This window comes from Enterobacter chengduensis (assembly GCF_001984825.2).
Taxonomy (GTDB): Bacteria; Pseudomonadota; Gammaproteobacteria; order Enterobacterales; family Enterobacteriaceae; genus Enterobacter; species Enterobacter chengduensis.
The window spans coordinates 4,249,716-4,269,596 of the sequence record NZ_CP043318.1; the positions used below are offsets into that span (position 1 = coordinate 4,249,716).

General features: G+C 58.7%; 23 protein-coding genes. 12 read left to right on the plus strand and 11 right to left on the minus strand.

What is annotated here, in order from left to right; genetic code table 11:
* Positions 1–2 precede the first annotated feature (2 nt).
* The 6 genes from FY206_RS20525 (at position 3) to FY206_RS20550 (ending at position 3,719) form a co-directional block, all read left to right on the plus strand.
* A complete protein-coding gene (locus tag FY206_RS20525) occupies positions 3–704 on the plus strand; it encodes a YggS family pyridoxal phosphate-dependent enzyme (RefSeq protein ID WP_032643334.1) in 702 nt (233 codons plus the stop codon).
* A gap of 21 nt (positions 705–725) precedes the next feature.
* Complete coding sequence (locus FY206_RS20530; protein ID WP_045890332.1) at positions 726–1,292, plus strand: YggT family protein; 567 nt, start codon at positions 726–728, stop codon at positions 1,290–1,292.
* Entirely contained in the window at positions 1,289–1,585 is a 297-nt protein-coding gene (yggU, locus tag FY206_RS20535; protein WP_032643337.1) for a DUF167 family protein YggU, read from the plus strand. The genes FY206_RS20530 and yggU overlap by 4 nt, the downstream gene beginning before the upstream one ends.
* 3 nt (positions 1,586–1,588) lie before the next feature.
* Positions 1,589–2,182 (plus strand): XTP/dITP diphosphatase, encoded by a 594-nt coding sequence (locus FY206_RS20540; RefSeq protein ID WP_077064413.1) that lies wholly within the window; start codon positions 1,589–1,591, stop codon positions 2,180–2,182.
* The gene (gene hemW / locus FY206_RS20545) at positions 2,175–3,317 is read left to right on the plus strand and encodes a radical SAM family heme chaperone HemW (RefSeq protein WP_032643341.1); all 1,143 of its coding nucleotides are present in this window, start codon (positions 2,175–2,177) and stop codon (positions 3,315–3,317) included. The genes FY206_RS20540 and hemW overlap by 8 nt, the downstream gene beginning before the upstream one ends.
* A 63-nt stretch (positions 3,318–3,380) precedes the next feature.
* Positions 3,381–3,719 carry an endonuclease domain-containing protein gene (locus FY206_RS20550; protein ID WP_032643343.1) on the plus strand — a complete coding sequence of 113 codons (339 nt, stop codon included), beginning with the start codon at positions 3,381–3,383 and terminating at the stop codon, positions 3,717–3,719.
* Positions 3,720–3,800: 81 nt separating this feature from the next.
* On the opposite strand, the gene FY206_RS20555 is transcribed toward FY206_RS20550, so the two are convergent.
* The 3 genes from FY206_RS20555 to trmB are packed head-to-tail and all read right to left on the minus strand — an operon-like array spanning position 3,801 to position 5,619.
* Complete coding sequence (locus FY206_RS20555) at positions 3,801–4,517, minus strand: YggN family protein (protein ID WP_032643346.1); 717 nt, start codon at positions 4,515–4,517, stop codon at positions 3,801–3,803.
* Between the two features lie 56 nt (positions 4,518–4,573).
* The gene (locus FY206_RS20560) at positions 4,574–4,900 is read right to left on the minus strand and encodes a YggL family protein (RefSeq protein WP_003862421.1); all 327 of its coding nucleotides are present in this window, start codon (positions 4,898–4,900) and stop codon (positions 4,574–4,576) included.
* Entirely contained in the window at positions 4,900–5,619 is a 720-nt protein-coding gene (gene trmB / locus FY206_RS20565) for a tRNA (guanosine(46)-N7)-methyltransferase TrmB (protein ID WP_032643348.1), read from the minus strand. The genes FY206_RS20560 and trmB overlap by 1 nt, the downstream gene beginning before the upstream one ends.
* Before the next feature lie 144 nt (positions 5,620–5,763).
* On the opposite strand from trmB, the gene mutY reads away from it, so the two are divergent.
* The 4 genes from mutY to FY206_RS20585 all read left to right on the plus strand — a co-directional run bounded on the left by mutY (position 5,764) and on the right by FY206_RS20585 (position 9,821).
* A complete protein-coding gene (gene mutY, locus FY206_RS20570) occupies positions 5,764–6,816 on the plus strand; it encodes an A/G-specific adenine glycosylase (RefSeq protein WP_168207694.1) in 1,053 nt (350 codons plus the stop codon).
* A 26-nt stretch (positions 6,817–6,842) separates the two neighbouring features.
* A complete protein-coding gene (locus FY206_RS20575; RefSeq protein ID WP_008499765.1) occupies positions 6,843–7,115 on the plus strand; it encodes an oxidative damage protection protein in 273 nt (90 codons plus the stop codon).
* An 83-nt stretch (positions 7,116–7,198) separates the two neighbouring features.
* Positions 7,199–8,275 (plus strand): membrane-bound lytic murein transglycosylase MltC, encoded by a 1,077-nt coding sequence (gene mltC, locus FY206_RS20580; protein WP_024906549.1) that lies wholly within the window; start codon positions 7,199–7,201, stop codon positions 8,273–8,275.
* Positions 8,276–8,564: 289 nt separating this feature from the next.
* Complete coding sequence (locus tag FY206_RS20585) at positions 8,565–9,821, plus strand: nucleoside permease (protein ID WP_023618641.1); 1,257 nt, start codon at positions 8,565–8,567, stop codon at positions 9,819–9,821.
* 89 nt (positions 9,822–9,910) lie between these two features.
* Here the strand turns inward: FY206_RS20585 and citG are convergent, their stop codons facing one another.
* The 8 genes from citG to FY206_RS20625 are packed head-to-tail and all read right to left on the minus strand — an operon-like array spanning position 9,911 to position 17,222.
* Positions 9,911–10,714, minus strand: coding sequence for a triphosphoribosyl-dephospho-CoA synthase CitG (gene citG / locus FY206_RS20590; protein WP_032643350.1), 804 nt, complete (start codon positions 10,712–10,714; stop codon positions 9,911–9,913).
* Positions 10,692–11,231 carry a citrate lyase holo-[acyl-carrier protein] synthase gene (citX, locus tag FY206_RS20595; protein WP_032643353.1) on the minus strand — a complete coding sequence of 180 codons (540 nt, stop codon included), beginning with the start codon at positions 11,229–11,231 and terminating at the stop codon, positions 10,692–10,694. Before citX ends, citG begins: the two co-directional genes overlap by 23 nt.
* Complete coding sequence (gene citF / locus FY206_RS20600) at positions 11,228–12,751, minus strand: citrate lyase subunit alpha (RefSeq protein WP_032643355.1); 1,524 nt, start codon at positions 12,749–12,751, stop codon at positions 11,228–11,230. Before citF ends, citX begins: the two co-directional genes overlap by 4 nt.
* Before the next feature lie 10 nt (positions 12,752–12,761).
* Positions 12,762–13,637 (minus strand): citrate (pro-3S)-lyase subunit beta, encoded by an 876-nt coding sequence (gene citE, locus FY206_RS20605; protein WP_032643357.1) that lies wholly within the window; start codon positions 13,635–13,637, stop codon positions 12,762–12,764.
* Positions 13,634–13,927, minus strand: a complete 294-nt coding sequence (gene citD, locus FY206_RS20610; RefSeq protein ID WP_032643359.1) for a citrate lyase acyl carrier protein — start codon at positions 13,925–13,927, stop codon at positions 13,634–13,636. The genes citE and citD overlap by 4 nt, the downstream gene beginning before the upstream one ends.
* A gap of 16 nt (positions 13,928–13,943) precedes the next feature.
* On the minus strand, positions 13,944–14,966 hold the full coding sequence (gene citC / locus FY206_RS20615) for a [citrate (pro-3S)-lyase] ligase (protein ID WP_077064414.1): 1,023 nt from the start codon (positions 14,964–14,966) through the stop codon (positions 13,944–13,946).
* 13 nt (positions 14,967–14,979) lie between these two features.
* Entirely contained in the window at positions 14,980–15,843 is an 864-nt protein-coding gene (locus FY206_RS20620; protein WP_032643364.1) for a fumarylacetoacetate hydrolase family protein, read from the minus strand.
* Positions 15,844–15,860: 17 nt separating this feature from the next.
* The gene (locus FY206_RS20625; RefSeq protein ID WP_032643367.1) at positions 15,861–17,222 is read right to left on the minus strand and encodes a 2-hydroxycarboxylate transporter family protein; all 1,362 of its coding nucleotides are present in this window, start codon (positions 17,220–17,222) and stop codon (positions 15,861–15,863) included.
* Positions 17,223–17,567: 345 nt separating this feature from the next.
* On the opposite strand from FY206_RS20625, the gene FY206_RS20630 reads away from it, so the two are divergent.
* Together FY206_RS20630 and FY206_RS20635 are read left to right on the plus strand one after the other, a co-directional pair.
* On the plus strand, positions 17,568–19,193 hold the full coding sequence (locus FY206_RS20630; RefSeq protein ID WP_032643368.1) for an ATP-binding protein: 1,626 nt from the start codon (positions 17,568–17,570) through the stop codon (positions 19,191–19,193).
* Positions 19,183–19,875, plus strand: coding sequence for a response regulator (locus FY206_RS20635; protein ID WP_032643370.1), 693 nt, complete (start codon positions 19,183–19,185; stop codon positions 19,873–19,875). The genes FY206_RS20630 and FY206_RS20635 overlap by 11 nt, the downstream gene beginning before the upstream one ends.
* Positions 19,876–19,881: the final 6 nt, after the last annotated feature.

Below are 19,881 nucleotides of genomic sequence, written 5' to 3' on the forward strand. Positions count from 1 at the left end.
AAATGAACGACATTGCGCATAACCTGGCACAGGTCCGGGACAAAATCTCAGCCGCAGCAACGCGTTGCGGCCGGGCTTCAGAAGAAATTACGCTGCTTGCAGTCAGCAAAACCAAGCCTGCGAGCGCCATCGCAGAAGCCATCGATGCCGGCCATCGGGCGTTTGGTGAAAACTACGTGCAGGAAGGCGTGGATAAAATTCGCGACTTCCAGGAACAGGGGATTACGAATCTGCAGTGGCACTTTATTGGCCCCCTGCAGTCGAACAAAAGCCGTCTGGTGGCGGAGCACTTCGACTGGTGTCACACCATTGACCGTCTGCGTATTGCTACCCGTCTGAACGACCAGCGTCCGGCAAAGATGCCTGCGCTTAACGTGCTGATTCAGGTCAACATCAGCGACGAAAACAGCAAGTCCGGCATTGCGCTGAGCGAGCTGGACGCGCTGGCCGCGGAGGTGGCCAAACTGCCGCGCTTAACCCTGCGTGGTTTGATGGCAATCCCGGCGCCTGAGTCAAGTTATGAAAGGCAGTTTGCCGTGGCACAGCAAATGGCTGTAGCATTTGAGGCGCTTAAAGCGCGCTATGAAACGGTAGACACGCTTTCTCTGGGCATGTCGGATGATATGGAAGCCGCCATCGCGGCAGGCAGCACTATGGTGCGCATCGGCACGGCTATTTTCGGTGCGCGCGACTACTCAAAATAATAAGGAAACCTGAGGAACGCCATGAAGACGTTGACTTTCCTGCTCTCAACTGTGCTTGAGCTGTATACGATGGCGCTTTTGCTGCGCGTCTGGATGCAGTGGGCCCGCTGTGATTTTTACAATCCGTTCTCCCAGTTTGTCGTGAAAATCACGCAACCCGTGGTCGGACCGCTGCGCCGCATTATCCCGGCCATGGGTCCCATCGACAGTTCGTCTCTGCTGGTGGCGTTTATTCTCAGCGTGATCAAAGCCATCGTGCTGTTTATGGTCATCACCTTCCAGCCAATTATCTGGATTGCTGCCGTCCTGATTCTGATCAAAACCATCGGCCTGCTGATATTCTGGGTGCTGCTGGTGATGGCGATCATGAGCTGGGTGAGCCAGGGGCGTAGCCCGGTGGAGTATGCCCTGATTCAGCTGGCCGAGCCGCTGCTGCGTCCGATCCGTAACCTGCTTCCGTCCATGGGCGGCATCGATTTTTCGCCGATGATCCTGGTTCTGCTGCTCTATGTGATCAACATGGGGATCGCTGAACTGCTGCAGTCTACGGGCAATATGCTGCTGCCGGGGCTGTGGATGGCGCTATGAGTGCAGTAAGCACCTGCGCTGACGGGCTGGTTTTGCGGCTGTATATTCAGCCCAAAGCCAGCCGCGACAGTATTGTTGGGCTGCATGGCGACGAGTTAAAGGTCGCCATCACCGCCCCGCCGGTTGATGGCCAGGCTAACGCCCATTTGACCAAATATCTGGCAAAACAGTTTCGCGTCGCCAAAAGCCAGGTCATCATTGAAAAAGGTGAACTTGGGCGGCATAAACAGGTAAAAATCCTTAATCCGCAAGCTATCCCGACGGAAGTCGCGGCTCTGAAAGAACAGGACTAAACCATGCAGAAAGTTGTTCTCGCGACCGGCAACGCCGGTAAAGTACGCGAGCTGGCCTCGCTATTAAATGATTTTAGGCTGGATGTGGTCGCTCAGACCGATCTTGGCGTGGAGTCCGCCGAGGAGACGGGGCTGACGTTTATCGAAAACGCGATCCTGAAAGCGCGCCACGCGGCGCAGATTACCGGCCTGCCCGCGATTGCCGACGACTCCGGCCTGGCGGTGGATTTTCTCGGCGGCGCGCCGGGGATTTACTCCGCGCGCTATTCCGGCGTTGACGCCACCGACCAGCAGAATCTGGAAAAGCTGCTTGTCGCCCTGAAGGACGTGCCCGACGAACAGCGCACCGCGCAGTTCCACTGCGTGCTGGTCTATCTGCGTCATGCAGAAGATCCAACGCCAATCGTCTGCCACGGCAGCTGGCCGGGCGTCATTACCCGTGAAGCGGCGGGCAACGGCGGCTTTGGCTACGACCCCATTTTCTTTGTCCCGACCGAGGGCAAAACCGCCGCGGAACTGACCCGCGAAGAGAAAAGCGCGATTTCCCACCGTGGACGCGCGCTGAAACTGTTACTGGAAGCACTGCGTAATGGCTAATTTGCCACCTCTGAGTCTTTATATTCACATCCCGTGGTGCGTGCAGAAATGCCCGTACTGCGATTTCAACTCGCACGCGCTGAAGGGCGAAGTGCCGCACGATGACTACGTTGCGCATCTGCTGGCCGACCTGGACGCCGATGTACCTTACGCACAGGGACGTGAAGTTAAGACCATTTTCATTGGTGGCGGTACGCCGAGCCTGCTGTCAGGCCCGGCGATGCAAACGCTGCTGGACGGCGTGCGCGCGCGCCTGAACCTGGCCGCGGATGCGGAAATTACGATGGAAGCCAACCCCGGCACCGTTGAGGCCGACCGTTTTGTCGACTATCAGCGCGCGGGCGTGAACCGTATCTCCATCGGCGTGCAGAGCTTTAGCGAGCCGAAGCTGAAGCGCCTGGGGCGCATTCACGGCCCGGAAGAGGCAAAGCGCGCGGCACACCTGGCGACGGGGCTTAATCTTCGCAGCTTTAACCTCGATCTGATGCACGGCCTGCCGGACCAGTCGCTCGAAGAGGCGCTGGACGACCTGCGCCAGGCGATTGAACTCAACCCGCCGCACCTGTCGTGGTATCAGCTCACCATCGAGCCCAATACCCTGTTTGGCTCGCGCCCGCCTGTGCTTCCGGACGACGACGCGCTGTGGGATATTTTCGAGCAGGGCCACCGGCTTTTAACTGCCGCGGGGTATCAGCAGTACGAGACGTCTGCGTATGCGAAGCCGGGCTACCAGTGCGAGCACAACCTGAACTACTGGCGTTTTGGCGACTATCTGGGAATTGGCTGCGGCGCGCACGGTAAGGTAACTTTCCCGGACGGGCGCATTCTGCGCACCGCCAAAACCCGCCACCCGCGCGGGTATATGGAAGGCCGCTATCTGGAGCGTCAGCACGACGTCGAGGCGGCGGATAAGCCGTTTGAGTTCTTTATGAACCGCTTCCGCCTGCTGGAAGCCGCGCCGCGCGCGGAATTTGCGCGTTACACCGGTCTGCCGGAGTCGGTGATTCGCCCGCAGATTGACGAAGCGCTGGCGCAGGGGTATCTCACCGAGAGCGAGGAATACTGGCAGATCACCGAGCACGGCAAACTGTTCTTAAACTCCCTTCTTGAGCTGTTCCTCGCAGAAGAATCCTGAAGGCTGATTCAGGATTTTGCATCCCGTTCTGCCGGCTGAGGGAAAGGCTGGCAGAGTGTGGGGATGGAAAACGCAAAACAACTTCGCAAACAAATGACGCCCGAAGAATTTCGCCTCTGGTATTTGCTCAGAGGTCGTCGGTTCTTTGGCTATAAGTTTCGCCGCCAGATGCCGATTGGGCCGTATATTGCAGATTTTGCCTGTTTTAAGGCGAAATTGATTATTGAGCTCGACGGTGGGCAACATCAAAGTAAAGAGGAATACGATTCACGTCGTACAGAGTTTTTGCATACAAATGGCTGGGAAGTCGTGCGATTCTGGAATCATGAATTTACTTCACAGGAAGAGGAGGTGCTGACGGTCATTCTTCAAAAATTGCAGAGCCTGATGCCCTCACCCTAACCCTCTCCCACAGGGAGAGGGAACGCTTACACCCTCTCCCCAGGGGAGAGGGCCGGGGTGAGGGGCCCTGCGCGCAGAGGATTACTTCAGCGTTCCCACCAGCGCCTTCCGGCTATCTTCAAGCGATACCACGCGTTTACACACGTCTTTGCCGAACTGCTGGAAATCAGCTTCCTGGTTCTTCCACTCGTTCTGAATGGAGGTCTGCAGGCCACCTAAACTTCCCAGCACGCCCTGCAGCGGGTTACCGCCGCCCTTCAGCACCGCTTTGGCGCCCATTTCGTTGATGCTGTCCTGCAGGATGCCGCCCATCGCCTGGTTCACCAGCTGCTGTCCGTCAGCTCGCACCTGATCGATCGCCTTGTAATGGAACGTCAGGCCGTCGGTGCGCGTCTCGATAATCCGGTTCATCTGCTCTTTAAGCTGCTTGTCCAGCTTGGTCAGGCGGGTGCGCATGTTGCTGCTCTCTCCCACCTCTTTGGTGATGATCTTATCCAGCGCGACGCGGCTCTTTTCGACGCGCGTCAGCGCGCCTTCATTAATCCATGGCAGCGCGGTACGCAAATCGGCCTGATAGTCTTTCGCCTGCTCACGCTGTGCGGCGGTCAGGTTGTACTGCTTGCCGTTAAAGGTGACGTTTCCTTCCGGCGTAATCACCAGATTGCCGTTCTCGCCTTTGACCTGCACGGTTTGCGGGTTCAACACCACGTCATCACGCGGGGTGACGCTACATTGGTAATCCGCATGGGCGGTGAATCCGGTTGCCATCAAAGCAACAGCCAGCAACGTTTTGCGCATCTTAAACACTCCCTCAGACAAAATGGGCCAGCTAATGCTGGCCCCTTACTGCTTTATTAGTCCCACCAAACGTCGAAAAGTTCGCTGACGCGGACATCTTCGAGCTTGTGGTCTTCAAGCCATTTACGAACCAGGGCCTGATGTTCTTCGGTGCATTTACCCACTTCCTGGGTGCAGATCAGACCTTCCCAGGCCAGATAGCCGCTACCGTCGAAGGCCAGCTTGTTAGGCTCGATCACCTCGTTGATGAACGCGTCCACGTCCTGGTCGATCTGCTCAACGCTGGTGCCTTCCGGGAAACGCCACGCAACGGAGAAGCCCACTTCCTGGAATTCTTCGATGTGCATTTTTTTACGCAGACGACGGCTACGATTCTTTGCCATTATTTCACCCTCTCGAACATTAAGTCCCATACGCCGTGACCAAGACGATGGCCACGCTGTTCAAATTTCGTCACCGGACGCGATTCCGGACGCGGTACATAGTCGTTGCTTTCAGACTGGTTTTTATACCCGTCCACCGACGACATCACTTCCAGCATATGTTCCGCATAAGGTTCCCAGTCGGTCGCCATATGGAAGACGCCGCCCAGCTTCAGCTTGCTTTTCACCAGCTCGGCAAACGGCGCCTGAACGATACGGCGTTTATTATGACGCGCTTTGTGCCACGGGTCAGGGAAAAAGAGCTGAACCATGGTTAAAGAATTGTCAGGAATCATTTTGTGGAGCACTTCCACCGCGTCGTGACACATCACGCGCAGGTTCTCAACGCCCTCTTCATGGGCGGTTGCGAGACACGCGCCTACGCCCGGGGAGTGCACTTCAATACCGAGGAAGTTCTGCTCCGGGCGCGCTTTCGCCATGGCCACCAGCGAGGTGCCCATACCGAAACCGATCTCCAGCGTGATCGGCGCGTCGCGGCCAAACAGTTCGGCAAAATCCAGAGGCTGCTCGCTGAACTCAACGCCCATCACCGGCCAGTAGCTGTCCAGCGCGTGTTGCTGCCCTTTTGTCAGGCGGCCCTGACGGCGGACAAAGCTGCGAATACGGCGCAGCGGGCGACCGTTTTCATCAAATTCCGGTGAAATGACGTCGTTTTTCATAAAAGAGTTGTCTGCTTGTGAGAATGTTCGGGAAACGGGCATTATCCAAAGTTAAGGCGTCTATGCAAGCATGGGAAAGATCCGGTTTACAGCAGATTGACGCTGTGCTGCAATCTGCGTCCCTGATTATGCGAATCGATGACCATGCAAGCCTCTCAATTTTCAGCCCAGGTGCTGGACTGGTACGACAAATACGGGCGCAAAACCCTGCCCTGGCAAATTGAAAAAACGCCCTACAAAGTATGGCTCTCCGAGGTGATGCTGCAACAAACGCAGGTTGCCACGGTGATCCCTTACTTCGAGCGTTTCATGGCGCGCTTCCCGACGGTGACCGATCTGGCCAACGCCCCGCTCGACGAGGTCCTGCACCTGTGGACCGGTCTTGGCTACTACGCCCGCGCGCGTAATCTGCACAAGGCCGCACAGCAGGTCGCCACGCGCCACAACGGTAAATTTCCGGAAACCTTCGACGAGGTGGCGGACTTGCCCGGCGTCGGACGTTCAACCGCGGGCGCCATTCTCTCACTCTCTTTAGGCAAGCATTTCCCAATCCTCGACGGCAACGTGAAGCGCGTGCTGGCACGCTGTTATGCCGTCGACGGCTGGCCGGGGAAAAAGGACGTTGAAAAACGTCTTTGGGAAATAAGTGAACAGGTCACTCCGGCGAACGGCGTCGAGCGCTTTAACCAGGCGATGATGGATCTCGGCGCGATGGTCTGCACGCGCTCAAAGCCGAAGTGCGAACTCTGCCCGGTGAATAATCTCTGCGTAGCGTATGCCAACCATTCGTGGGCGCAGTATCCGGGTAAGAAACCCAAACAGACGCTGCCGGAGCGCACCGGCTATATGCTGCTGATGCAGCACGGCGACGAGGTCTTCCTCGCCCAGCGTCCACCGAGCGGCCTGTGGGGTGGTCTATACTGCTTCCCACAGTTTGAAGAGGAAGACCTGCTGCGCGAATGGCTTAAACAGCGCGGGATTGCTGACGATAACCTGACGCAGCTGACCGCGTTTCGCCATACCTTCAGCCATTTCCACCTGGATATTGTCCCCATGTGGCTTCCCGTGTCGTCATTTGCCTCGTGCATGGATGAAGGCACCGCTCTCTGGTATAACTTAGCGCAACCGCCATCAGTCGGGCTGGCGGCTCCCGTGGAGCGCCTGTTACAGCAATTACGTGCCGGTGCAATGGTTTAGCATCGACAAGAAAAAGAGGAATGAGTATGGCCAGAACGATTTTTTGTACTTTCCTGCAGCGCGACGCTGAAGGCCAGGATTTCCAGCTTTATCCGGGCGAGCTGGGTAAACGCATCTACAATGAAATCTCCAAAGAGGCCTGGGGACAGTGGCAGAAAAAGCAGACCATGCTGATCAACGAGAAAAAGCTCAGCATGATGAACCCGGAACACCGCAAGCTGCTGGAGCAGGAGATGGTCAGCTTCCTGTTTGAAGGTAAAGACGTGCACATCGAAGGCTATACGCCACCGGAAAAATAGTATCGCGCCGCTGTTGCCGGGTGGCGCTTCGCTTACCCGGCGAAAGCAACGACTAAGCAAACACAACACGCACTCCCGGAATGATGAAAAAACTTTTAGCGCTAGCCCTTGTTGCGCCGTTGCTTGTCTCGTGCTCGTCAAAAAAAGGCGAGGATTACAACGAAGCCTGGATTAAGGACACCAACGGTTTTGACATTTTGATGGGGCAGTTTGCCCACAACATCGAGAACATATGGGGATTTAACGAAGTTCTTATTGCCGGACCGAAGGACTACGTTAAGTACACCGACGCCTATCTGACCCGTAGCCACATCAACTTTGATGAGGGTACGATCACCATTGAGACCATCGCAGGCACCGATCCTGCGGCACGACTGCGTCAGGCGATTATCAAAACCCTGCTGATGGGTGACGATCCGGGCTCAATCGATCTCTACTCCGATGCCGACGATATCACCATCTCGAAAGAGCCGTTCCTGTACGGCCAGGTCGTCGATCAGACCGGCCAGCCGATCCGCTGGGAAGGCCGCGCCACGAAGTTTGCCGACTACCTGCTGCAGACGCGCCTGAAGAGCCGCTCTAACGGCCTGAAGATTATCTACAGCGTCACCATCAACCTCGTTCCGAACCACCTCGACAAGCGTGCGCATAAGTACATTGGCATGGTGCGCCAGGCCTCGCGCAAGTACGGCGTGGACGAGTCGCTGATCCTGGCGATTATGCAGACCGAATCCTCGTTCAACCCGTACGCGGTAAGCCGTTCCGACGCCCTGGGCCTGATGCAGGTTGTGCAGCACAGCGCCGGGAAAGACGTCTTCCGCGCGCAGGGGAAATCCGGCACGCCGAGCCGCAGCTATCTGTTCGACCCGCAGAGCAACATTGATACCGGCACGGCCTATCTGGCGATGCTGAACAATGTCTATCTCGGCGGCATCGACAACCCAACGTCACGCCGCTATGCGGTGATCACCGCCTATAACGGCGGCGCGGGCAGCGTGCTGCGCGTCTTCTCGAACGACAAAGTGCAGGCCGCAAACATCATCAACAGCATGGCGCCGGGGGATGTTTACTCCACCCTGACCACCCGCCACCCGTCAGCGGAATCCCGCCGCTATCTGTATAAGGTCAATACGGCGCAGAAGAACTACCGTCGTCGCTAAAACCAACATCCCCCTCACCCTGCCCTCTCCCCAAAGCGGAGAGGGTGTTCAAGTTCCCTCTCCCCTTTGGGGAGAGGGTTAGAGTGAGGGGACATCAGGCCGCACTCACTCACCCCACCCATACGAAAATGTTATTTGCATCACAATCCAAACTGCAAATTAATGTGGATTGCATTTTTTTGCGGGAGGTAACAAAACATATCGTTGCCAACTGATAGAATTGCATCAAATAACAACCCTGAATGTTCCCAAAACAACATATCTCCCGCTCACTTGTGAGGAAAGTAACATGAACCTTAAGCTGCAGCTTAAAATATTGTCGTTTCTGCAGTTCTGCCTGTGGGGTAGCTGGCTGACTACACTCGGCTCCTATATGTTTGTGACGCTCAAGTTCGACGGTGCGTCAATCGGTGCCGTATACAGCTCGCTCGGTATTGCGGCGGTCTTCATGCCAACGCTGCTGGGCATCGTGGCGGATAAATGGCTAAGCGCGAAATGGCTGTACATGCTTTGCCATCTGGTGGGAGCGGGGACGCTGTTTATGGCAGCCCAGGTGACCACGCCGGGGGCGATGTTCATGGTGATCCTGCTTAACTCGCTGGCCTATATGCCAACGCTTGGCCTGATCAACACCATCTCCTACTACCGCCTGAAGTCTGCGGATATGGACATCGTGACCGATTTCCCGCCAATCCGTATCTGGGGCACCATCGGCTTTATCATGGCGATGTGGGGCGTGAGCTTCGCGGGCTTTGAACTGAGCCATATGCAGCTCTACATCGGTGCGGCGCTCTCCGTGCTGCTGGCAATCTTCACCCTGACGCTGCCGACCATTCCGGTGTCTAACCAGCAGAAAAACCAGAGCTGGAGCACCATGCTCGGCCTGGACGCCTTCGCGCTGTTTAAAAACAAGCGCATGGCGATCTTCTTTATCTTCTCCATGCTGCTGGGCGCAGAGCTGCAGATCACCAACATGTTCGGCAACACCTTCCTGCACAGCTTCGACAACAACCCGCTGTTCTCCGGCAGCTTTATCGTTGAGCACGCGTCGGTGATGATGTCCATCTCTCAGATCTCTGAGACGCTGTTCATCCTGACCATCCCGTTCTTCCTGAGCCGCTACGGCATCAAGAACGTCATGCTGATCAGTATCGCGGCGTGGATGCTGCGCTTCGGCCTGTTCGCCTACGGCGACCCAAGCCCGTTCGGCACCGTGCTGCTGGTGCTGTCGATGATCGTGTACGGCTGCGCCTTCGACTTCTTCAACATCTCTGGTTCCGTGTTTGTCGAGAAAGAGGTGAAGCCTGAGATCCGCGCCAGCGCGCAGGGCATGTTCCTGATGATGACCAACGGCTTCGGCTGTATTCTGGGCGGCGTGGTGAGCGGTAAGGTGGTTGAGATGTACACCACCAACGGCATCACCAACTGGCAGCCGGTGTGGCTGATCTTCGCGGCGTACTCGCTGGTGCTGTTCTTCGCGTTCATCGCGCTGTTCAAGTACAAGCACGTGCGCGTGCCGAACGGTGCGCAGCCGATCGCGCACTGATCTTTGGTGTGTTGTGCCCGGTGGCGGCTACGCCTTACCGGGCCTACAAAGCACAGCAAGCAGGCCGGGTGAGCGTTAGCGCCACCCGGCTATTTTATTGCAGACAGCACCCACCCCACCGACAGTAAATCCGCGCTGCCGCCCGGACTCAGGTTTCGTTCTATCAATGCGTTATCCATCTTAAGCAACGCCTCGCGGTCCCAGCCGTTAGCCAGCAGTTCCCGAGCATAGCCCTGAACGTAGCGCAGCCCTTCCATGCCGCCGCGCGATACCAGGTTGCTGTCCTGATTAACCGCCATCAGGCGTAGCAGAAGGCCGTGAAGCGACCGCCCGTTCCACTGCGCCAGCGCCTTGCGCACCGTGGCAAAGCCGCTTTCCGCCTCGCCGCGCGCGCCGGTTAAGCCGTACCGCTGAAACTGCCGCTCGCCCGCCGTCGCCTGTCCGCCGCGCGCGGCCAGCTCCCGCGACACCAGCCCGCTGCAGATGTTACTCACCTCACAGCAGAGGCTGTCTGCGGAGATATTTTTCACACGTCCGGCGGCGAAGCAGAGTAAACCGAGGGCAAAAATCCCGCCTTTATGCGTGTTCACCCCGTTCGTCGCGGCGTACATCGCCTGCTCGCAGGCCATCCCCATTGGGCGGATAATTCGTAGCTGTTCGCCAGCGGCCTTATCCGCATGCGCGCTGCCCAGCTCGGCAAAGCGCGCAAACCACGGCGTAATCGCCGCGATGCTGCGGACGAACAGCGCGTGGTCCATATCGCGGTGGGAACCGTTGTTGAGCGTGTCCACCAGCCCCGGTTTGGGCGTCAGCTCCAGCTCCTGCCACAGCGCCGCTTCGGCAAGCGCGGGCACGTCCGCAATGCGGGGCTTAGTCGCGAGCAAACCAGTCATCAATCATCTTCTCCACGCGGGAAACCACCTGCTCAACGGGGTGATTGCGCGAGCGGGAACAGGCGTGCGCGGGCGCGTCGCAGATCAGGCAGCGCCGGAGATTTGCCCCCAGCGACTGACGCCCAACGTGGCCGTGCTGAGGGCAGATCACGTCCAGATCCCACAGCCTGCCGAGCGGGTGCGTCTGCTCCAGATCCGCGCAGTGCGCTTTGATTTCCGCCGCCGGATGGGCCACGCACCACAGGGCTTCTGGCCCGGTCGGGAGCCACAGCACCTGGCGGTCCAGCACCTGCCAGCGGTTCTCCCACAGCAGCTGGTCGCACGTCTGTAGCGCCACGCCCATGGTGTTGCGATAGCGCAGGCTGTCCTTGATTTCCCCTGGCGTAACCAGCGTGAGGGATATCACCGGCTGTTGATAGTGCTCGAGCATGTCAGCCTGACGCGCTGCGCGGCGATCTTTCGCCGCCAGCAGTTCATCAAGGCTGACACCCGCCCGCACGGGTGTCGCTAACGTCATACTTCCTCCTTCACCTGTCGCACGGTGTCGATCACGCTGCCGTCGCGGTAGCGGATCACCCCGACGATTTTGTCGGTAAATTCAATCGGTTTCGGTACGCCGGTCAGGGAAATCGCCCGCTCGTACAGCGCGTTGATATCCACCACCTTCAGTCCGGCGGCCATCAGCCGCTCGCGGACCTCCGGGCGCGCCGGGTTGACCGCAATGCCGTGATCGGTGACCAGCACGTCAATGCTTTCACCCGGCGTGAGGCGCGTGGTGACGCGCTTCACCACCGTCGGAATGCGGCTGCGCAGCAGCGGCGCCACCACGATGGTCAGGTTTGCCGCGGCGGCCACGTCGCAGTGCCCGCCGGACGCGCCGCGCATCACGCCGTCGGAGCCGGTGATGACGTTGACGTTGAAATCGACGTCGATTTCCAGGGCGCTAAGGATCACCACGTCGAGCTGGTCGCAGCTTGCCGCCTTGCTGCCGGGGTTGGCGTAGACGTTGGTGGAGATCTCCACGTGGTTAGGGTTGCGCGCCAGCGAGGCCGCCGCCTGGCCGTCAAAGCACTGGGTGTCGAGCAGCTTTTCGATCAGCCCCTTCTCGTGCAGATCCACCAGGCTGCCGGTGATGCCGCCGAGCGCAAAGCGCGCCTTCACGCCGCTGCGCTCCATCTTCTCCTCCATAAAGCGGGTGCAGGCCGTGGCCGCCGCGCCGGAGCCGGTCTGCATCGAGAAGCCCGGCTTGAAGTAGCCGGAGTGTTCAATGACGTCCGCCGCATAGCGGGCGATCATTAGCTCGCGCGGGTTGCTGGTGACGCGCGCCGCGCCGACGCTGATTTTCGCCGGGTCGCCCACGCTTTCAACCTGCACGATGTAGTCCACCTGGTCCTGCACCAGGCTGGCGGGCATATTGGGGAACGGCACCAGTTCTTCGGTCAGCAGCACCACCTTGCGGGCAAAGTGGGCGTCCACCATGGCGTAGCCCAGCGAGCCGCAGCAGGATTTACCGTTGGTGCCGTTGGCGTTGCCAAACTCATCGCTGCACGGCACCCCGAGAAACGCCACGTCGATATTCAGCTCGCCGTCCTGGAGCAGCTTCACGCGCCCGCCGTGGGAGTGAATCTGCACCGGCTCGTCCATCAGCCCGTGGGAGATGGCGTCCGCCAGCCTGCCGCGCATGCCCGAGGTGTAAATTCGGGTGATGACGCCGCTTTCAATATGCTCAATCAGCGCGTCGTTACAGGTCATCAGCGAGCTGGAGGCCAGGGTCAGGTTTTTGAAGCCCATCTGCGCAAGCAGCGCCACGACGGTGTTGATCACCCGGTCGCCTTCGCGAAACGCATGGTGGAAGGAGATGGTCATCCCGTCCTGCAGGCCGCAGCGCTTCACCGCCTCTTCAACGGAGGCGCACAGTTTACGGCGGTGCTTCGCGTCGCTGTCCGCCAGCCACGGCGTGGCGCTGTGGGCGGTATCAAAGGGTGCTAAGTCCCGCAGATGGGGAAAATTCACGTGAAGAAGTTCAGTTTGATTCATTGTCTTATCCTTACCGACGCACGCCGGAGGCCGCCGCGCGCTCCAGCACCACCTGCGCGTGGTTAATAATCGGTGCATCCACCATTTTGCCGTTGAGCGACACCACGCCCAGGCCGTTGCGCTCGCCCTCTTCTGCCGCCTCAATCACCCTTCTGGCGTGTTCCACCTCCTCCTGCGTCGGGGCATAGGCGTTGTGCAGCAGGTCTATCTGGCGCGGGTTAATCAGCGATTTGCCGTTAAAGCCCATCTTGCGGATCAGATCGACCTCGCGCAGGAACCCGGCCTCGTCGTTAACGTCTGACCACACCACGTCGAAGGCGTCGATGCCCGCCGCGCGGGCGGCGTGCAGCACGGCGCAGCGGGCGTAGAACAGCTCGGTGCCGTCGCCGCGCTCGGTCTGCATGTCCATCACGTAGTCAAAGGCGGCCAGCGCGATGCCGATGAGTCGCGGGGAGCTGCGGGCAATCGCCACGGCGTTAATCACGCCAATGGCCGACTCAATCGCCGCCATCACGCGGGTGGAGCCGACCTCGCGCCCGCACTCGCGCTCGATACGCTCGAGGTGGCCTTCCAGCTCGTAGATATCGTCCGGGGTGTCGGTTTTCGGCAGGCGAATCACGTCCACGCCCGCCCGCACGGCGGCCTCCAGATCCAGCAGGCCAAACGGCGTGCTCAGCGGGTTAATGCGCACCACGGTTTCGATATCCTCATACATCGGGTGCTGTAGCGCGTGGAACACCAGCATGCGTGCGGTGTCCTTCTCGCGCAGGGCAACGGCGTCCTCAAGGTCAAACATGATGGAATCGGGGCGGTAGATAAAGGCGGTGGAGAGCATGGCGGCGTTAGCGCCCGGCAGGAACAGCATGCTGCGGCGAAGTTTGCTCATTTCAGCGCCCCCCAGCTGATGGTCTGATCATCGGCGGCACGCATCAGCGCGCTTTGCAGGCGGGCGCGAATAACACAGTCCAGCGCCCCTTTATCTTCAATAATGATGAGTCCCTGGTGCACGTTCATGGCGCGCAAGGTGTCATTGACGACCTGGCGGATCTGCTCGCCAAACTGCTTAATCACTTCGCTGTGGATGACGATCTCCAGCTCGCCGTGAGCTGGCGCGATTTTCACCATCAGGTCGCTGGACTCCTGCGTACCGGCCAGCGCCTCCTTTACAATATTCATGATAAATTCCTGGTAGTTATGCGACTTCGGCACTCGCACGGTAATGCGTTTCGAGATGCGCGAAGGTGGAGTCCGGGACAATCTCCCGGATCCGGGAAAACTGCTGTGTCTTCAGTAAGCGGCGCACTTCGGACGCGGAAATGGCGTTGCCGGCGGCCTTGATGCGCGGCATTTCCACCACCTCAATATGCGAGGCCAGCAGGTCGTGCAGCGTCTGGTTGTACTGACGGGTGATATCGCAAAACGGCTCCGAGCCGATGAAGCGGTGCGTGATGCCGAGCGCCGGGGCAATAAAGTCCCGGAAGATCAGCACGTCGATCTCGCTCCACGCCTGCTGCACTTTGCCGGTCTCCTTCAGGAAGTAGGCCGGGAAGGTGGCGCGGGAGATGATGTACTGCGAGCCTTCATGCACCACCACGTTCGGCAGATGCGCCACGCCCGCCCGCACCATCTCAATGCGCGCGCTGAACGGGAAGAACGACGCGTCTTCACGCACCACGAACAGGTGCAGGGCATCGCACCGCGCCGCCGCCTGCTCCACCAGATGGCGGTGGCCGAGGGTGAACGGATTGGCGTTCATCACTATCGCGCCGATGTTCTCCCCGCATTTGCGCTTCGCGCGCAGGGAGCGGCAGTAGCGCTCAATTCCCTGCGGGGTGTTCTCCATCAGCACCGCGTTGTTTCCGCTCTGGGCAATCGGCCAGAAGCCGCTGCGGGCAAAGCGCTCCCGGTTGCACGGACGCGTACAGAGGAAGAGGTGAAAATGGCCGCGCTCCAGCGCCGCATTTTCCACCTCGGCCAGCAGCCGCGCGCTGAGGTTCTCGCCGCGAAGCTGCTCGTTGACCGCCACGCATTTGATGACGTTGGCGGCAAGCCCTGCGCACCCCACCAGCTGCGGGCCGGACCAGGCCTCGACGAACAGCGTGATGTCGTTGTCCAGGCCAAGGCCGCTGTCTGTCAGCAGGTAGCGGATCTGGCTTAAGCGCTCCGGATGCTTCGCCAAGAGGGTGTGGCGAAAATCGATGGGTTGCGAGTGCATGCTGCCGCCTTACTTAATGTGCTGACGCAAGCCCGACGGCTGGCGCTTCCACGATCACGTTGCTCAGATGACCGATATGCTCGATCTCCACCTCAATGCGATCGCCCTCCTTCATAAACAGCGGCGGGTTTCGCTTTTTACCCACCCCGCCCGGGGATCCGGTGATGATCACGTCGCCCGGGCTGAGGCGGGTAAAGGTGCTGATGTACTCGATCAGCTCCGCCACCTTGTGGATCATGCTGCTGGTGTTGTCTTCCTGCACCATGCGGCCGTTCAGCCAGGTGCGGATCGCCAGCTGGTGCGGGTCCGGGATCTCATCCGCCGTCGCCATCCACGGGCCAAACGCGCCGGTCTGACGCCAGTTTTTACCGGCCGTAAACCAGGTGTGCTGCCAGTCGCGGGCGGAGCCGTCCATGTAGCAGCTGTAGCCCGCCACGTGGCGCAGGGCGTCGTCGCGGCTGATGTTCTCCCCGCCTTTGCCGATGATCACCGCCAGCTCGCCTTCATAGTCGAATTCGCTGGAGTGGCGCGGCTTCAGCACCGGCTCGTTGTGGCCAGTCTGTGAATCCGGAAAGCGGACAAACAGCGTCGGGGCCGGGTTATGCTGGTCAAACTCCTTGCGCTTATCGGCGTAGTTCATGCCCACGCAGAGGATTTTTTCCGGCTGCACGATCACCGGTAAGAAGGTGATGGCGCTCAGCGGCACGTCCACGGCGTCGTTCAGGTAGCGGGTGGCCTGCGCCAGCCCGTTGCCCTGCAGCAGCGCCTTGAGGTCGCCGTAGCGGTCGCCGAGACGGCGGCCTAAATCAATCACGCCGTCGGCCTGGACGATGCCGTAGCTGCGTTTTCCCTGGTATAAAAAGCTTGCGAGTTTCATTGTTCTTTCCTGAAAACTTAAACGAGGAAGTTGCCCAGAATCAGCAGAGAGATAGAGACGTTAATCGCCCCGCCGATACGGGTAGCAATCTGGGCGAACGGCATCAGGCTCATGCGGTTGCCTGCGGTCAGGATCGCCACGTCTCCGGTACCGCCCTGCCCGCTCTGGCAGCAGGAGACGATGGCGACATCAATCGGGTGCATACCGATCTTTTTGCCGACGAAGAACCCGGTCGCCACCAGCGCGGAGACGGTGCTGATAATCACCAGCAGGTTGGTCAGCGTGAAGGCGGCCACCAGCTCATGCCACGGGGTGATGGCCACGCCAACGGCGAAGAGAATCGGGTAGGTCACCGAGGTCTGGAAGAATTTGTACACCACCTGAGAGCCTTCCAGCAGGCGCGGAGAGGCGCCGTTGCAGAGCTTCACCAGCACCGCCATAAACAGCATGCCGACCGGAGCAGGCAGGCCAATCAGCTTGTGGCCGAGCATGCCCAGCATGTAGAGCAATACCGCCAGCAGCGCGCCGGAGGCAATAGTGGTCACGTCCGCTTTGCCGGAGAACGCGGGCTGAGAAACGGCGGCATCGGCATTCGCGCGGTTAGGCATCAGCTGGCCTTCGCCTGTCAGGTGCGGGTAGCGCTTACCGAGCTGGTTCAGGCAGCCGGAGATGATGATTGCCGTCAGGCCGCCGAGCATCACCATCGGCAGCACGCGGCCGAGCGCCACGCCCTGGTCCATGTGCAGCAGGGTGGCATAGCCGATGGAAAGCGGGATCGCCCCTTCCCCGACGCCGCCCGCCATGATCGGCAGAATGATAAAGAAGAAGATCTGGAACGGCTCAAGACCCAGCGCCAGGCCGACGCCCATGCCCACCAGCATGCCGACGATTTCACCGCACAGCATCGGGAAGAAGATGCGCAGGAAGCCCTGAATCAGCACCGTGCGGTTCATGCTCATGATGCTGCCGACGATAATGCAGCAGATGTAGAGATAGAGAATGTTGGTGGATTTGTAGAACTTGGTGGTGGACTCGACCACCACGTCCGGCAGCAGGCCGTAATAGACCAGCGCGGAAGGGATAAAGGTGGCGCAAATCGCCGCTGCCCCGAGCTTGCCGACAATCGGCAGGCGTTTGCCAAACTCGCCGCAGGCGAAGCCGAAGAAGGCCAGCGTGGCGACCATGACCACGATATCGCTCGGCAGCTTTCCGCCCAGGCAATCAATGGCAATCAGCGCGCCCGCCAGAACGAACAGCGGCAGAGGAATAATCCCGATTTTCCAGGTATCCATAATATGCCACCAGCGCTCTTTGAGCGAAGGTCGCTGAATTTCAATCGGGTCGTGGGTAACAGAGAAAGAATCGTCAGTTGTGCTCATAATAAGCCCCTTGGTTATTTTGTGCGTTCAGCTTAGAGTCACAAAGGCTTACTTTATATGAGGGATGGCATATTAAAAGCGAAGTTTTAATGGCCGCTATGGTTTTAATGGTTTCTTTTATTTAATGTGATTTATGCCTTATTTATTATCGTGGTTTTTATGGTTTCTTTTCCGAACTGAACAAACAAATAACATTTATTCGTGCAGCCTGAGGGACGTTACCCTTCAGGGCTACGCTTTTACAACGCCCGCTGTGCAAGGGATCACAAGTTTTCGGCAAAGCGGACGTCCGCGCGAGAAAAGATGATATATTGGCGATCTTTGTCGCTACCCTGCGTGATAGTTATGAAAGTCTCTTTCCAGATTAAGCTGTTTATTTCGCTGGTTGCCTTTTTCTCAGTGCTTTTTGCGCTACTGGGCGGATATTATTATGCCGACGTTGGGAAACAGCTTTATCAGGAAATGAGTACGCGAGCTAAAATACAGGCGGAAGAGATTGCGCTTATTCCAACGCTGCGTCATGAAGTTGAACAAAAGAATATCACCGCCATTCATGATTTTATGCAGAAGATTTCTGCGCACAGCGACGCCAGCTTTATTGTGATTGGTGATAATAAGGGCCAGCATCTTTTTCACTCGGTGTTTGCCGACAGAGTGGGCACCACGCTGGTGGGCGGAGACAACGAAGCCGTACTGCAGGGTAAGAGCACCACCACCATCCGCAAAGGCGGGCTGGGCATTTCGCTGCGCAGCAAAGCCCCCATTTTCAACGCTGCCGGACAGGTAGTCGGCATCGTTTCGGTCGGCTATCTCACCAGCTACCTGGACACCATTACCGTCAGTAAAGTGGTGAATATCCTGATTGCCGCCGTGCTGCTGCTGATCGCGCTTTTTATCTTCTCCTGGTTCTTTACCCGCAGCATCAAGAAGCAGATTTTCTCCCTTGAGCCGCGCGAGATCGGCCTGCTGGTGCGCCAGCAGAAGGCGATGATGGAGTCTATTTATGAGGGGGTGATTGCCATTGACGATCGGCGGCGAATTGAGGTCATCAACCAGGCGGCGCGCAAGCTGCTCGGCCTGAGCCAGCCGGCCCGGGAGCTGCGCGGGCAGCTGATAAGCCAGGTGATCGATCCGGTTCCGTTCTTCGACACGCAGACGATGCTGGCGAAGGATACCCATGACGAGATTTGCCGTTTTAACGATCTCACGGTGATTGCCAGCCGGGTGCACATCATGCTTGAGGGGTCGCTGCAGGGCTGGGTGATCACCTTCCGCGATCGCAACGAGATCGACTCGCTGAGCGCCCAGCTCAGCCAGGTCAAACGCTATGTTGATAACCTGCGCATTATGCGCCACGAGCAGCTAAACCGCATGACCACCCTCTCCGGCCTGCTGCATATGGGCCGCTACGAGGAAGCCATTGGCTACATTCAGGCGCAGTCGGAACACGCCCAGGAACTGCTGGACTTTATCTCGTCGCGCTTCAGCTCCCCGACCCTGTGCGGCCTGCTGCTGGGGAAAGCCGCCCGCGCGCGGGAGAAAGGCGTCGAGCTGAGTTTCGACCCGGCCTGCAGGCTGGACAGGCCGTTCCTGCCGCTGGGGGAGCAAGAGCTGATTTCGATTATTGGCAACCTGCTGGATAACGCCATCGAAGCGACGCAGCGGTCGCCGCTTCCCCACGCGCCGGTGGAGGTGCTGATAAAGCTCAGCGAACAGGAGCTAATTATTGAAGTGGCGGATCAGGGCGTGGGTATTCACCCGGCGATCCGTGAGCGCATCTTTGAACGCGGCATCACCACCAAAACGCGCGGCGATCATGGGATTGGTCTGTATCTGATCGAAAGCTATGTCACGCAGGCTGGCGGCGCGATAGAAGTTGCCGATAATACGCCGCGCGGCGCCATTTTCTCACTGTTTATCCCGGCCGCGGGAACCGCCCGGCAACTGGAAGACACCGACTATGCAACATGAACTTATCGACGTACTGATTGTTGAAGACGAGAACGAACTGGCCCAGCTGCACGCGGAGCTGATAAGCAAACATCCGCGCCTGAGGCTGGTCGGGATTGCCTCATCCCTGGCCGACGCGCAGGTTCAGCTTGAGCGTAAACAGCCGCAGCTGATGCTGCTGGATAACTATCTGCCGGACGGCAAAGGCATCACCCTGATCAGCAACCCGATGCTGACCCGCGCCAACTGCTCGGTAATTTTCATCACCGCCGCCAGCGATATGGACACCTGCAGCCAGGCCATCCGCAACGGCGCGTTCGACTACATCCTCAAGCCGGTTTCCTGGAAGCGGCTCAGCCAGTCGCTTGAGCGGTTTGTGCAGTTTGCCGAGCAGCAGCGGGTCTGGAAGATTGTCGACCAGCAGAACGTCGATTCGCTGTATCAGCTCCAGGCGAAAAACTACCGCCAGGACAACGGCAGTAAAGGCATTGAGGAAAATACGCTGGCGCGGGTGCAGACGCTGTTTAACGAAAAGGCGGCACACTGCTTTACCGTTGATGAGGTGGTGAGCGAGACGGGGTTGAGTAAAACCACCACCCGGCGCTATCTGGAGCACTGCGTGGAGGCGGGTTTTCTGACGGTGGAAATGCTGTACGGCAAGATTGGGCATCCGAGGAGGATGTACAAGCGTAGTGCGGCTTAACTCCCC